This window comes from Leadbetterella sp. DM7, assembly GCF_040829825.2.
GTDB lineage: Bacteria > Bacteroidota > Bacteroidia > Cytophagales > Spirosomataceae > Leadbetterella.
Map to the genome: position 1 here is coordinate 92,368 of NZ_JBFOLH020000006.1, position 14,677 is coordinate 107,044.

A 14,677-nucleotide genomic window follows, 5' to 3' on the forward strand; every position below is an offset into this window, starting at 1 on the left:
TTATATTTACGTAATTGGTTTCACATGGGCTGCCTCAGCAGCTCATTTTTTATTTTGGGGAGCAAAGTTAGGAATTTTTCAACAGTTTCATTCAAAGATAATTGACTTCTCCCCCCTGCCGCATTTTTGTGTCCGCCACCTTCGAAATATTCCCGGGCAAAATCAGCCACCGACAGGTCATGTACCGAGCGGAAGGATATCCGGATCTGGTCTTCTTTCTCGGTAAAAAGCACTGACATCACGGCATTCCGGATGGTCAGCCCCTGGTTCACCAGGCCCTCCGTATCGCCGTTACGGGAGTTGAAACGCTTCAGCTCTTCTCCTGAAACAGCCATATAGGCTACGCGGTAATCGGGCAGGAAAACAAGCTTATTGCTCAGCACATACCCCAGGAACTGTAGTTTCTCATAGGGGTTATTATCAAAAAGGCTGCGGTGCACCGCTGACGGGTTTACGCCTTTCTCCAGCAGCTCAGCGGCTATACGGTGTACAGCCGGCGTAGTAGAGTCAAACCGGAAAGAGCCGGTATCGGTAAGCAGGCCCGTGTAAAGGCATACGGCCCCATCGCGGCTGATGTGATGTGTTTCTCTCAGGTCGGTGATCAGGTCAAACACCAGCTCACAGGTAGAAGATGCTTTCACCTTCCAGTAATAGAGCTCCCCGAAAGGTTCGGGCTGCTCGTGATGATCAATAATAACTTTAGGAGCAGGGGCATTCAATACCGCCTCCTTCATATCTTTCAAACGGGATGACGAAGAGAAATCCAGGCAGAAAATCACGTCTGCACTGGCAACAAGCGCTTCTGTGCCCGGTTCCTGCCAGACCTTCACCTCTTCTGCTCCCGGCATCCATTTCAGGTACTCTGCGGGCTCGGTGGGACTTATGAGCGTGATCCGGGTAAGCCCTCTGCTTTCCAGGAAAAACTTCAGTCCCAGCGAAGATCCGTACGCATCACCGTCAGGATTCTGGTGGAATGTGATCACAATTGCCGGGTTTTTGTTCAGCCAACCGAGAAACCGGTCCAGCTCAGCAGGTCTTTCCGTAAAAAAAGAATGTTCAAACATTCCGCAAATATACGCTGATGAACAGCGAATTCACGAATGAACGGAGATGTTCTCCGCAAAAAACTACCGTAAACTCACTAATCACTGAAATGGGCCATCATGAGCAGTGAGCCGGCGGTTCCGTCCATAGTAGGTTCATTGGTGCTGTAATCTCCCGTATCATCGTGATAGGTCACAAAATTATTCTGTACCTCTGCAAACTCATCCGGCTGCACCAGGTGAATGCCGATCAGGTTGTTGTAAATAGAGGCATATACCGGGCCGTCAACAAGCCCGCCCGGAATTTCCATCTTTTTAAGCACGTACAGGCTGGTATGTACTTCCTGCGGGAACTCTCCGCCGGCCGGTATACCGCTGAACATAGACGTCCCCCACGGGTTCCGCCCAAACAGCCAGTCACGTTGCAAGGCCAGGTAATGGTCGTATTTATCCGGTGAGCCCTTCCGGCGCGACCCGGGCCGGTTTCCTCCACCCTTGTCGGCCCCTGTCATTTTCCGGTATAAGATAATCTGCCCGGCCAGGCTGGTAGCCAGGTTATTGGAGCACCAGATGAACGGCACCCCGATTGTATACGGGTTTTTGCCCGCCCGGGCCAGGGTATACTCAATGCCCTCGGCATAGTACGATTCGAGCACCTTACGGAAATCTTTATCCACCAGTCCGTGCAGCACAAAATGCCCGAAATTCAGGAAAGGATAAAGCCGGTAGTGATCTGTTGTATCTTTCACGGTCCAGGAGTCGACCGTATTGCTCTTCAGTGCATATTCACGGGCCTGCTCCAGGTACCGGGGCTCACGGAAAAGCAGGTACATTTCAGCTGCGCCCCATTCCATGTCATCGTTCCAGGTATCTTCATTGTACCGGTAAGGAGCGCTGTAGGAATTGCCCTGCTGGTACCCTTCCTTTTCCCGGCCCAGGGCATATACGCTGCGGGCCGCTTCTTTACACCTTTGCGCAAATGCTTCATCGTACTTCCAGATACGGGCGGCAATGGCAAAAGCAGCCGCACAGCGCCCCGCCAGGTTGGCTACTCCTGTGGCAGACGACTGGTATTTGTTCAGGCCCTGGGGCTTACCGTTGGCAAAATAAGCCGGCCGGTAGCTGTTGGGCCCCCACCCGTAATCCGAATTATCGTTATCGGGCATTTTGTAGCCCTTGTGATCCCGGTCATCGGCTACCTGGTGAATTAACGACGCAGGTGTGGGGTGCATTTTCAGAAGCCAGTCGAGGCCCCATTTGGCTTCATCAAGAATATCGGGAATACCGTTCGGCCCCGGTTTCCCGAATGCATCCACGACGTCTTTGAATTTTTCAGGGTACAGCTCCCAGGTCTTCAGCATATGTGCCGTGGCGTAGCTTGACGTAATCAGGTATTTCAGCTGATCGCCGGCATCGTGCCACCCGCCGCTCACATCTACCAGCGTGGTATCTTTCACCGGCCCGTAAAAGCTGTAGCCATCTTTCTGATGGCAGTAGACATCCAGGGCCGGGTTATAACCGCATCTTTGCTGCCGCATAAAGGTGAGAAGGGTTTCCTGGTACCCACGGTAGGCTGCTTTATCTATTGTAAACAAAGAAGACCGCTCCTTACTCTCTGAAGTGACCAGGTAATATTGACCTGTATGGGTTATGCCGGAAAAATCTGCTTCGTAATAGTAATCAAAAACACCCCAGTTGCCGTTTGTAACCCTCTTAAGACCGGGAGAGGCAACCACCCGGCCCGTCTCTGCCTCCACCAGGTCAACTTTCTGTCTGACCGGCGCTTTGGAAAACAGCAGGGCTATTTTAGGGTCTTCCGGCAAATAACCTACCTGGTTAACCCTCAGGTAAACCTTTTCTCCCGCGCTGGCCTGAAAAAACAAAAGCAGTAAAAGCAGAATTCGCATAGCTCACAAAAAGTTAAGGCTACCCCTTTGAGGTAGCCTTACAAATATAACTAAAAAGATCAGGTTTACACCCGCCATACCCAACCGTACTTATCTTCTTCTTTACCGGTCCGGATATTGTTCAATGCCGTTTTAAGCACCTGCGAAACCGATGATTCGGTTACTTTAGGCAGGGGCAGGTCTTCTCCTTCATACCCTACGGCAGAAAAAGGCGACACCACCACGGCGGTTCCCACACCGAAAACTTCGGTAACCGAGCCGTTACGCAGCCCTTCAATGATCTCTTCTACCGATACCTTTCTCTCTTCCACCGCATACCCTTTGTCTTCTGCAATGCGAAGAAGGGCTTCACGGGTGGTCCCTTTCAGAATTGTGCTGCTGACAGCCGGCGTGATGATCCTGCCGTCTTTTACAAACATCACGTTCATGGTACCCGATTCCTCAAAATATTTATGCTCAATGGCGTCAGTCCAGAGCAATTGAGTGTATCCCTCCTCTGCAGCCAGCCTGGCCGGATACAGGGAAGCGGCATAATTACCCGCACATTTGGCAAAGCCCACACCACCGGGCGCCGCCCGGATAAACTCTTTTTCCACTTTTACTTTCGGTGCCTCTGTATAGTACGAGCCGGCAGGGCTCATAATAATCATAAAGCGGTAGTTAAGCGCCGTGCGCACCCCGAGGTACTCATCGGTGGCAAACATAAACGGACGAAGGTACAGTGAGTTATCGCCTCCTTTCGGTACCCATGCCGCATCCAGACGCAACAGCTCTTCCAGTCCTCCTATGAAAATTTCTTCCGGAACGGCCGGCATGCTCATCCGTTCTGCCGAAATATTAAAACGCTTGAAATTTTCCAATGGTCTGAACATAAACACTTCATCTGCTTCTGATTTAAAAGCCTTCATGCCTTCAAAAATAGACTGACCGTAATGCAGGGAAGCCAGGGCAGGTGTAAACTCCATTTTACCGTACGGAAGAATCTGCGGGGTCTGCCATTCTCCGTTGACATAGTCCGCTACCAGCATGTGGTCGGTAAACAGGGACCCGAAAACAATTTTCTGAGGATCCAGCTGATCTATTCTGCTTTTTTCGGTCTTGGTAATATTGAAGCTCAATGTTTGTGTTGCCATCTCAAAAATGTTTAATGGTTTGCAAGTTACCAATAATATTTATTGTCAGAACAATGAAATACAGTTTTATTTTCAATGCTTGTCTACATACATATCCCTTATATTATTCCGCGGATTATCAAAGCCTCCACCCTGGCCCAGCGCAGGCAGGGCAAGGCTGGCCGCTGTTCTTGCCGACGCCGTAGTTGAAGCTCCTGCAATCTTATCCAGCGCCACTTTCAGCAGCGTTTCAGAAGGGTCTCCAAAAGCCTTGTACGGCAGGATGTTATCGGTAACGGGGTAATCGGGGGTAAAGCCCGATTTGGTACCGTAATCGGCCTGTCCCAATGCGTTCACGGTTCTCAGAACAATCGGCTGAAGCCCCCATTTCCAGCGGTATTTGTTTTTGGAGTCGTCAATGGTAATAGAACCCACATCTTTCCCGTAGGTATTTCCGCCCACCAGGATCACCTCCATAAACGGCTTCAGGTTATTGATCACCAGCTCGCTGGCCGAAGCCGTACCGCCTGAGGTAAGGATGAACACCCGGTTAAGATTATTTCCCAGGTTATTGGGCTCATTGCGCCAGTAGCTTTCATAAGACGACTCGGGCTCGTTGAAGATAGCCCTGGCATTGGTGCTCCATATCTGTTTGCTCATGAGCGTTCCGGGCTTGAGATTTTTGACGATCAGCGCACTCAGCACATCCGATGAGCTGATATAACCCCCGCCGTTAAACCGGAGATCCAGCACCAGCTCACTTACACCCTGTGCCTTGAACTCACCGAAAATCGTACGAAGCTCATTATCAAACTGGGCATTGGTAACCCCGTTGGTGGTAATTCCCGGAATAAACTGGTTATATACAATGTACCCCACCTTCTTTCCTCCTGCCTCAATGATCTTGTTGAAATGAACCGGGAAATTCTGGATCACATTCTTGGTCAGGGAAACGGTCTTGCCGGTAGATACAATGCCGGTACCCGAGCGCTCACCCAGCGTAAGCACCAGGTTTTCGGAAGAAAGTATGCTCTGGTAATTAAGCGTATCAATGGTTGTTCCGTTGACTTTGGTGATAATATCTCCGCGGGTGATCCCCGCCAGGGCCGCCGGAGAGTCTTTGATGCTGTAACGTACGGCAAAAACCACGTCTTTGGAACCGGCCGCCGCCAGGAAAGGCGTGTAGCTGAACCCCGCTGATTTGGTTACACCCTGAAGGCTTTCTACCAGTGCCTGTGCATCTTCTTCAATCCATGAAAAGCGGTCTACGGTACCGTACCGGTAGAGCAGCGATTCAAAATACTCATCAGGAACCTTGCCCAGACTGGTAGCGGTCTTCGCGGCCATCTGGTCGCCCCACAGGTAGTAGGCGTACATGTTGTCGTAAATCCAGTTATTGACCGTTTCGTTACTCTGCCCGTTATTCGACGGGTGTAAAGTACCGGTACCTGTTCCGTCAGTGCCGTCTTTGATCTTTGAAACTTCGGTCAATGTTTCGCAGGAACTGAGCCCTATTCCAAAGCTCACCAGCAATCCCCATACCCATTTCTTTCCAGAATACATTTTCAACCTGGTTTTTGTTGTAAAAATATCCTAAAAAACTCTTTCCGTGATGATAAATTGTAAATTTTGCCCGAAATTTTGAGTATGCGGAAAAATATTCCCCGGTACTCCCTCATTACAGCTCCTGCATTCCGGCCAGTTTCCGGTAATAGCCGTTATTCATGCTCATCAGCTTATCGTGGGTTCCTGATTCCACCACTTCCCCGTTATTGATCACCACAATCGTATCGGCATTCTGAATGGTGCTCAAACGGTGAGCCACCACCAGGGTGGTCCGGTTCTTCATCAGGCTGGTTAAGGCCTCCTGCACCAGTTTCTCTGATTCCGTATCCAGGGCGGAGGTGGCCTCATCCAGGATAAGAACAGGCGGGTTCTGAACAATGGCCCGCGCTATGGACAGGCGCTGCTTTTGTCCGCCCGACAAGCGGGTACCCCGATCCCCGATATTGGTGTGGTAGCCCTGGGGCTGGGCCGTGATGAAGTCGTGTGCATTGGCGATCCGGGCGGCACGGATAATTTCTTCCTCAGACACTTCGCGTCCAAAGGCAATATTGCTGGCAATGGTATCATTGAACAGCATGGGCTCCTGGGTCACCACTCCCATCCGGCTCCGCAGGCTATCCTGCTTCAGTTCGCGGATATCAACCCCGTCTATGGTTATGCTTCCGGCGGTAACGTCATAAAAACGGATCAGCAGGTCGGCCAGGGTAGATTTCCCGCCTCCTGAAGCCCCCACCAGGGCCACAGTATGCCCTTTAGGAATGCGGAAATTAATGTCTTTCAGGATTTCCCGTTCGGTATTGTATGAAAAATGCACATGATCAAAGACAATTTCACGGTCAAACGTCATTTCCCGGGTCCCTTCCGGTATTTCTACCTGCCTGTCCATCAGCTCCAGGATTCGCGCACCCGCCACAATGCCCCGCTGGGCCTGTCCGAAAGCGTTCGATATCTCTTTTGCCGGCCGGGTGATCTGCGAAAACAGGGCAATAAAGGTGATAAAATCAGACGCTTCCAGGCCACCTGTCTGGTTCAGGATCATGGCTCCCCCGAAATACAGGAGGCCCGCCACCGCCGTTACACCCGAAAATTCGGAGAAGGGACTGGCCAGCTCTCTTTTCTTGGAATAGCCGTATACTGCCCGGCGGTATTGCTCATTTTCATTCGAAAATTTATCCGACACAAATTTTTCAGCCCGGAACGCCTTCACCACCCGCATATTTCCGAAGGCCTCCTCCATTACGCTCACAATGTTACTCAGCCGTTGCTGGCTGTCGGTAGCGTTGGTACGCAGCTTTTTGATCATATACGCCAGGAAGCCCGAGATCACAGGCACCAGCAACAGGGCAAAAAGCGAAAGTTTCCACGAAAGGGCCACCAGGGCCACAATAAAGGATATCAGCGAGATGCTTTCTTTGATCACCGCCGAGAACGAACTGGCTATGGAGTTCTCCACCTCCTGCACGTCGCCGGTAATACGCGACATCAGCTCCCCTTTTCTTTCGTTGGTAAAGAATCCCAGGTGCAGGCTCAGGGTATGCGAAAAAACCCGGTTCCGCAGGTTGGCGATCATCGACGTTTTAAACTTTTCCAGCACCCTGATGCTCAGGTACCTCGCCAGGTTATTGACCAGGCTGGCAATGATAACCGCGAAAACCACGAAGCGGAGGGTAGCCAGCTTGCCGTTTTCGATGGCATTTTCAGCAAAACCTTTGTAAAAATGCCCGATCAGGTCGTACCATTTGGGGTGGCTTTGCAGGATCTCCTGCATCTTCTCCGGGCTCACCTGCTCAAAGAGCACATCCAGCAGGGGTTTCAGCAGGGCCAGGTTCAATACCCCGAAAACCCCGGCAATCAATGAGAAGAAAGCGAAAGGAACGATAAAGTTTTTCAGGTTTCCCGCGAAACCCAATATGCGTAAATATATCTTCATGTGTAAAAGTACGGAGTTCCGGGTACCGAATTCTGAGCTCCCGATCAGCCCTCCGCCGGGAGGGTACAGGAAGCCTCAGCGTTGCAAAGGTAAAAAGGATTACGGTAAGATACTTCGCTTATCGGGCTAAACAGGCCATTTTTACACCTGAACATTTTTCAGCAGGTTTTTGTTTTTCTTCCGGATCAGGTTTCCAACATCATTAAATCAACCCCTGATGATCTATCTAATTCTCAGCATTGTGCTCTCGGTAGGCCTGCTGGTTAACTTCCGGCTGTTTCCGCGGTACGGTATCAATACCTTCCAGGCCATTGTTTTTAACTACCCGGTCTGTTTTCTGCTGGGGTATCTTCTCCTGGAAAAAGGAGAAACTTTCCGGCCCGATTTTTCCCAGAGCTGGACCTGGTACTGCCTGGCCCTGGGCCTCGGCTTTATCCTCACTTTCCTGCTGAGCGGTACGGCCACCCAACGCATCGGTATGACCCTCACCTCCCTGGCCAATAACATTTCACTGGTGATTCCCGTATTGTTCAGCCTTTTTGTTTTCGGATCAGATTCCATGTCTTTCGGCCCGGTGAATTACGTGGGCCTGGCCCTGGGGCTGGTAGCGGTAGCCATTGCTTCCTGGAAGGCCGATAGCGGGAAAACCGGCACCGGCTTCCTGCAAAGCGGCGGCCTGGCCCTGGCGGTTTTCCTCTTATACGGCATAACCAATACCGCCATCAATTACCTCCAGATCCATCTTATAAAAAACAGCCCGGGAGCCGTACCGGTCATGCTGATCATGGTGCTGGGTGCGGTAATTTCCGGCCTTGCCGTATGGGTATACCGGCTGGTAAAAAGGCAGGATGCTTTCCGGCCCAAAAACCTGGTGGCTGCCGTTACGCTGGGCATTCCCAACTTCCTGTCTTTTTACTTCCTGATCCTGGCCCTCAACCACTATGGAAGCAGCGGAGCTTTTGTGTACCCCCTGTACAATATGGGGGTGATCCTGGTGTCTGCGCTGGTGTCGGTGGTGTTTTTCAGGGAAAAGCTGAGCCGCCTGAACCTGGCCGGCCTCGGGCTGGCCGTTCTGGCTATCCTGTTTATTTCCTGGAACTCATTATTTGTTTAAAATCAACTACTTTACGATTTTTTTAGTAATTTTGTGACCTTTTTCGCAACCGCAGTGGTACGCGAAAGAATATAAAGAAAGAAATTATGGCCAATATAGTAGCAATAGTAGGCAGACCGAACGTAGGAAAATCCACCCTTTTTAACCGCCTGATAGAAGAGCGGGTTGCCATCACCGACAACCAGCCGGGCGTTACGCGCGACCGGCATTACGGCAACGCGTTCTGGCTCGACAAGCATTTTACCGTAATTGATACCGGCGGGTATGTAGTGGGTTCGGATGATACCTTTGAAGAGGCCATCCGGAGCCAGGTAGAGCTGGCATTGGAAGAGGCCACTGTAGTTCTTTTTGTGGTTGACGCCAAAGAAGGACTCACCGAGCTGGATGAAGAATTTGCCAATGTGCTTCGCCGGTCTAAAAAACCCCTGTTTGTAGTGGCCAACAAGGCTGAAACCTTTGAAAGGGCCAACCTGACCGCCTCTGAGTTTTACAGCATGGGACTTCCCGGAGAGGTGTACCCTATTTCGGCGGTTGACGGTTCAGGCACGGGTGACCTTCTCGACAAGGTGATTGAACACCTGGAAGACAACAGGGAAGAAGCCCATGAAGAGGGCGTTCCGAGGATCTCTATCCTGGGACGGCCCAATGCCGGAAAATCTTCCTTCCTGAACGCTCTTTTAGGTAAAGACCGGAGCATTGTTACTGACATTGCCGGTACCACCCGCGATGCCATCGATACGCGTTATACGATGTTCGGAAAAGATTTTATACTGACCGATACCGCCGGAATCCGTAAAAAAGCAAAAGTCAACGAAGACCTGGAGTTTTATTCGGTGCTTCGCTCCATCAAGGCTCTCGACAAATCCGATGTATGTATCATCCTGCTGGATGCCACGCGGGGCCTCGAAGCCCAGGATATCAGCATCATTGCCCAGGCCCACAATGCCAAAAAAGGGATTGTGCTGATGATCAATAAGTGGGATGCCGTAGAGAAAGACTCCAAGACGGCCGATGTCCTGAAAAAGGAGATCCTCGAAAGAATTGCCCCCATGAATTATATGCCGGTGGTCTTTGCTTCGGCACTGAATAAGCAGCGTATCTTCCAGGTGGTGGAAGCCGCCATGGAGGTGTACGCCAATAAGACGCAGCAGATCCCGACCTCCCGGCTTAACGATGTGCTTCTGCCCATTATAGAGCGCACGCCGCCACCGTCTATCAAAGGAAAGACGGTAAAGATCAAATATATTGTGCAGCTGCCCACGCCGTCGCCTACCTTTATCTTTTTCTGTAACCTGCCCCAGTATGTCAAAGAATCCTACCAGCGTTTCTTACAGAACCAGATCCGGGAGCATTTCGGGTTTGAGGGCGTAGTGATCACTACCTTTTTCCGGAAAAAATAACATGGCAAAGCACATTCTTCTCATCGAGGGGCCCGATGCCCGGGGACTGATTTACCATGTCACCGCCGTATTGTTCAATAATCGCTGCAATATTTTAAAGCAGACCGAGTACGTAAGCCCGGACAAACGCTTTTACATGCGCACCGAGTTTGAGAACGGCACCGACCTTGACCGGGAGAAGATCCTGTCGGAGCTCCGGCAGCGGATTCCGGATGAACAGGTGAAATTCCGCCTGGATATCCTGAAGAAAAAGAACATCGTGGTCTTCTGCACCAAAGAGCACCATTGCCTGTCGGAAATCCTGGTGCGGTATATGTTCAGCGAGATCAATGCCAATGTGCTGGCGGTGATCAGCAACCACAATGTGCTGCAGCCGTTTGTATCTAAATTCGGCATACCCTTTCATTATATTGATGCCGAAGGGAAAACGCGGGAAGAGCATGAGGCGGCCATTTTAAAAACCCTCGGAATCTATTCTCCCGAATACCTGGTACTGGCCAAGTACATGCGTATTCTCTCGCCCGGGTTTGTAACCCATTACCCGGGCAAGATCATCAACATTCACCATTCTTTCTTACCGGCGTTTATCGGCGCCAACCCGTACCGGCAGGCACATGAGCGGGGAGTAAAGATTATCGGGGCTACTGCGCATTTTGTGAACAACGACCTGGACCAGGGCCCTATCATTGCCCAGGACACCAAAGATGTAGACCACCGGTATTCGGCCATCGATATGGCCCGCGACGGCCGGGATGTGGAAACCCGCGTACTGATGAAAGCGCTAAAGCTGGTTTTTGCCGACCGCGTCTTTATTTACGGGAACCGGACAGTGATATTATAGCTCCTTTTTCTCCGTGTTCTTTGTGCAATCTGCTTTGTGTTCTTTGTGCAATCTGTTTTTTTCACAAAGAACACAAAGCAGATTGCACAAAGATTACAGAGGCGAATGGATATCAGATAAAAAATCCGATGCGCAGCACCAGGCGGCCGTCACCGATAGACTGGCGGTTAATATAGCCTGAATTGGGGGCATTGAGGTTATAGAGCACGGAGATAAAGCCGCCGCCCTGGGTTCTCATGCCGTTCTGGTAAAAGCCCGCACCAATGTATCCCGTTCCGCCCCATTTGTTCTTCGGGTTAAGCCCCTGGATAGTGGTGGGATCTACATCATAGAAATTATACGGCGATGAATTCATCAGCTCATATTCAGCATGGGCAAAAAGCGTTCGCCATATGGCCTGCCGCACAAACACCTTGGGGCCCACAGACAGTCCGCCGCCATACATCTTATCGGCACCGTAATACATGATAGACGCTCCAAGGCCGGCCACTGTTCCCTTTTCCGAGATATCCCACCCTATCATGGGCGTAGCCTCCACGTAGAGGGTTCCCCAGAAACCCAGCCAGATATTTCCGCCGTAATGCATTTTGTCTTTCCATTCCGGCCGGGGTTTCTCCAGCTCCACGGGTGTTTCTTCCGGTACGGGTTCAGCCGGTGGAATAACCTGGGCAGATGCAGACAGGGAAAACAGGAGCAAAAACAGGGTTCTGTACATTACGGTTTATAAATTATTATTGTAAACGGTTTCAAAGATAAAAAATTGGCTCCATACTTCGCTAAGTCTTTGTCTAACGCATATATTTGATACGATAGATCCTTAAATAGAATGAAAAACTCTAAAAAACTGATCCGAAACGATTATAAGAGCTATTTGTTTATTCTTTGTCTGACGCTTATTGGAGTTACTACCTGCTATCTGTTATATAGAATTTAAGCAAGAGATATGGATTCAAAAGTTCTTTTTCAAGAAAATCAGTACTTCCGCCAAAATAAGTTAATTTATGTGGTTTATGTAGTGATCGGTATATTAATTGCGGGATTAATGTATCTTATTAAAAATGAAACCATTGATATTTTCTCAATGGTCTCCCTTCCTCTCCTTTTGGTCGTTTTTATTTCTATAGCCACCGCTAAATTTTCCATTAGCATCACAAAGGAGAAAATTTCTTTTAAGTTCTTTTATATTTTCCCCAAAAAAGAAATACTTTTTAATGACATTAAAAATATCTATGTCAAAACATATGACCCTATTTCGGATTTTGGTGGTTATGGATTTAGAATAAGTGGAAATAAGACACTCTATTCAACCAGTGGGAATACCGCTATTGTAATTGAAAAAAAGAACGGAAAAATAGTTTATTTGGGCACACAAAAAGCTGATGAATTCGAACAAATTAAAAATATTCTGTAAAGATTTCTGTAAAAAAAATACCACCACAAAAGCATTGTAATAACTATAATTAACAAGTATGAGAATTTCCGATGATTCCACTTCTTATTAACTAATTGATGCATTAACCCTTTCATTCATTTGTATAATTTTATTCCTGCTGTCCATGCGATTTAATTCCCCTTTAATCCAAAATATGGGGATAATACGTTTATATTCTGTTTAATTTGTATTTTATTCTTTAATTCTAATACATACGCGAAATGAAAAAATTACTGATTGTGCTTTTCTTCTCCACGGCAACTTTTGCGCAGGACATCACACCGAAGCAGGTACTGGAGAAATATTTTGAGGCCATTGGCGGAAGAACCAATATGGATAAAGTGAAAGATTTTTATGCTGTTTCTACCACAGAAGTGATGGGGCAAAGCATGGAGAATATCGAATCCAAGAAAATTCCCAACATGTACTCTTCCGTTGTAGACCAGAGCGGAGTGGAGCTGGCAAAAATTGTTTTTGACGGAAAGCAGGCGAAAGTATCGCAAATGGGAAATTCGCAATTCCTGGACGAATCGGCCTCTAAGGCCCTCCTGGCCCAGGCGCTGATATTCCCGGAAACCCTGTATTTCTCTGACGAAATAACCCTCACCCTCTCTGGTAGTGAGCAGCACGAGAATGAAGATTGCTACGTTATTTCGGTAGCCGGTATCCCGGGCATCACCACCATGAAAGAGTATTATTCGGTGAATTCGGGCCTGAAGCTAAAGCAGCAGGTAGAAGGACCCAGCGGCTCGGCCAATGTTCTTTACAAAGAATATAAAGACTTCGGACCGGGCGTAAAATTTGCCACGCACCTGGTGCAGGAAACCATGGGCATGACCATCGATAAAAAGCTGACTTCCATTAAGCTTAATTCGCAGATCGCCGATTCTGAATTCAAGATCGATTAATCAGAACGCAAACGCACCCGGTTTACACAGGCCCAAAAATATACCCTGCATAAGCCGGGTGTGTTTGCGTGATCTTTGTCCACACGCCTCACTGTTTCAGCAGCTCGTCTATCCGTACCAACCGGTAGCCTTTCGCTTTTAATTCCCGGAGCAGATCCGGGAGCCGGTGATAGAATTTATCGGTCCGTTCTGGACCGGTGCCTATGTGCAGCAGCAGGATGAACCCGTTCATCCCTTTTTCCCGCTCCTGTTTTCTTATACTTTCCAGGATTATTTCCGAGCTCCGGTAATTGGGCATGGAAGGCGTGGTGTAATCGGCGTTCGACAGGGTGCCTGACGTGAAATTCACCAATTGCAGCCCCTCTGTATTCGCCCAGTCTGCAATAGTTTCGTTGTACCATTCATAGGGAGGCAAAAAGAAAAGCGCTTCATTTTTCCGGATACCCCTTTTCTCCATCTCCCGGAAATTCTTCTTCAGATCTTTTTGAAAATCTTCCTGCGAAACCAGCAGGCTGTCTCTTTTCTCCCAGGAGCAGTACAGCAGGTGCCGGTCTGAGTGGGCCCCGAGATAATGCCCGTCTTTTCTCAGCATCTTTACCAGGCCGGGGTAACTCCGGTAAAAATCGCCGGTAAAAAAGAAGGAAGCGGGTGTGCCGGAAGCTTTTAACGCTTCGCGGATCTCCCTTCCACCCTCAGCATATTCATGCCCGGTGAAGACCAGCGCTACCTCCTTAACCGCCGGATCTCCCCGTACAATTGCCCCTTTAATAACGACAGGCTGCCCCCATAAGTAACTGGAAAACAAGCTTATAAATACGACCCATAATACGCTGAAAAACGGGTGCCTGACCATGTTAAACAATATTTAATAACGTTAAATAACCTTAAAGCCCTTAAACCCTCTCCTCTTTTTCGATTCTTATTACCGAAAATCAGTTTTTTAATTTAAACAATTGAAATTATGAAAAAGAATGCATTGATGTTTGTATTGGCCGGTTTAGTTTCTTTCGGAGCGTTTGCCCAGGATAAGCGGCCTGTAAGAAACGGCGAGCGACCTACTCCGGAGAAAATAGCCGAACAGCGCACCAGCCGTATGAAAGAAACATTGGGCCTCAACGACGACCAGTACAAAAAAATGTACGACATTAACCTCTCAGAAGCCCGTAAGCACCAGGCTTTAGCAGCAGAAAGGCGCGAGAAAATGAAGGTGGAAAGAGCAGAATTGAAGAAGAAATATGCTGCTGTGCTTACTCCTGAGCAACTTAAAAAGCTGGAAGAAAGCAAAGGCCAGCGGCATGATTTCAAAAGAAAGCCGGGGGTGAAGAATACCCGTGAGGGGAGAGGAAGGTAAGGTATAAGTTAAAAACGAAAAGTGAAAAGTTGTGGAACATGAGTATATATTAATTCCGCAACTTTTAACTTTT

General features: G+C 49.0%; 13 protein-coding genes. 6 read left to right on the forward strand and 7 right to left on the reverse strand.

Translation table 11 applies throughout. From position 1 onward, the window contains the following. Window positions 1-20 precede the first annotated feature (20 nt). From AB2U10_RS09125 to AB2U10_RS09145, 5 genes are all read right to left on the reverse strand, one after another. Window positions 21-1,064, reverse strand: a complete 1,044-nt coding sequence (locus AB2U10_RS09125; protein WP_367913781.1) for a DHH family phosphoesterase — start codon at window positions 1,062-1,064, stop codon at window positions 21-23. A gap of 77 nt (window positions 1,065-1,141) precedes the next feature. Further along, window positions 1,142-2,950 (reverse strand): glycoside hydrolase family 9 protein, encoded by a 1,809-nt coding sequence (locus AB2U10_RS09130; RefSeq protein WP_367913782.1) that lies wholly within the window; start codon window positions 2,948-2,950, stop codon window positions 1,142-1,144. Window positions 2,951-3,015: 65 nt separating this feature from the next. Beyond that, window positions 3,016-4,083 (reverse strand): branched-chain amino acid aminotransferase, encoded by a 1,068-nt coding sequence (locus AB2U10_RS09135; protein ID WP_367913783.1) that lies wholly within the window; start codon window positions 4,081-4,083, stop codon window positions 3,016-3,018. Window positions 4,084-4,155: 72 nt separating this feature from the next. Next, window positions 4,156-5,625, reverse strand: a complete 1,470-nt coding sequence (locus tag AB2U10_RS09140) for a S41 family peptidase (protein ID WP_367913784.1) — start codon at window positions 5,623-5,625, stop codon at window positions 4,156-4,158. Between the two features lie 115 nt (window positions 5,626-5,740). Continuing rightward, window positions 5,741-7,558 carry an ABC transporter ATP-binding protein gene (locus AB2U10_RS09145; protein WP_367913785.1) on the reverse strand — a complete coding sequence of 606 codons (1,818 nt, stop codon included), beginning with the start codon at window positions 7,556-7,558 and terminating at the stop codon, window positions 5,741-5,743. 217 nt (window positions 7,559-7,775) lie between these two features. Between AB2U10_RS09145 and AB2U10_RS09150 the strand changes: the two genes are divergently transcribed. The 3 genes from AB2U10_RS09150 (at window position 7,776) to purU (ending at window position 10,913) form a co-directional block, all read left to right on the forward strand. Continuing rightward, window positions 7,776-8,672, forward strand: a complete 897-nt coding sequence (locus AB2U10_RS09150) for a DMT family transporter (RefSeq protein ID WP_367913786.1) — start codon at window positions 7,776-7,778, stop codon at window positions 8,670-8,672. Between the two features lie 86 nt (window positions 8,673-8,758). Beyond that, on the forward strand, window positions 8,759-10,072 hold the full coding sequence (gene der / locus AB2U10_RS09155; protein WP_367913787.1) for a ribosome biogenesis GTPase Der: 1,314 nt from the start codon (window positions 8,759-8,761) through the stop codon (window positions 10,070-10,072). Between the two features lies 1 nt (window position 10,073). Then, complete coding sequence (gene purU / locus AB2U10_RS09160; RefSeq protein WP_367913788.1) at window positions 10,074-10,913, forward strand: formyltetrahydrofolate deformylase; 840 nt, start codon at window positions 10,074-10,076, stop codon at window positions 10,911-10,913. 112 nt (window positions 10,914-11,025) lie between these two features. On the opposite strand, the gene AB2U10_RS09165 is transcribed toward purU, so the two are convergent. After that, the gene (locus AB2U10_RS09165; protein WP_367913789.1) at window positions 11,026-11,628 is read right to left on the reverse strand and encodes a hypothetical protein; all 603 of its coding nucleotides are present in this window, start codon (window positions 11,626-11,628) and stop codon (window positions 11,026-11,028) included. 228 nt (window positions 11,629-11,856) lie between these two features. Between AB2U10_RS09165 and AB2U10_RS09170 the strand changes: the two genes are divergently transcribed. Together AB2U10_RS09170 and AB2U10_RS09175 are read left to right on the forward strand one after the other, a co-directional pair. Continuing rightward, the gene (locus AB2U10_RS09170) at window positions 11,857-12,324 is read left to right on the forward strand and encodes a hypothetical protein (RefSeq protein ID WP_367913790.1); all 468 of its coding nucleotides are present in this window, start codon (window positions 11,857-11,859) and stop codon (window positions 12,322-12,324) included. Window positions 12,325-12,566: 242 nt separating this feature from the next. Continuing rightward, complete coding sequence (locus AB2U10_RS09175) at window positions 12,567-13,253, forward strand: hypothetical protein (RefSeq protein ID WP_367913791.1); 687 nt, start codon at window positions 12,567-12,569, stop codon at window positions 13,251-13,253. A gap of 88 nt (window positions 13,254-13,341) precedes the next feature. Here AB2U10_RS09175 and AB2U10_RS09180 read toward each other — a convergent pair whose 3' ends face one another. Continuing rightward, complete coding sequence (locus AB2U10_RS09180) at window positions 13,342-14,058, reverse strand: polysaccharide deacetylase family protein (protein ID WP_367913792.1); 717 nt, start codon at window positions 14,056-14,058, stop codon at window positions 13,342-13,344. Between the two features lie 156 nt (window positions 14,059-14,214). Between AB2U10_RS09180 and AB2U10_RS09185 the strand changes: the two genes are divergently transcribed. Then, on the forward strand, window positions 14,215-14,604 hold the full coding sequence (locus AB2U10_RS09185) for a DUF4890 domain-containing protein (protein ID WP_367913793.1): 390 nt from the start codon (window positions 14,215-14,217) through the stop codon (window positions 14,602-14,604). The last annotated feature ends 73 nt before the right edge of the window (window positions 14,605-14,677 follow it).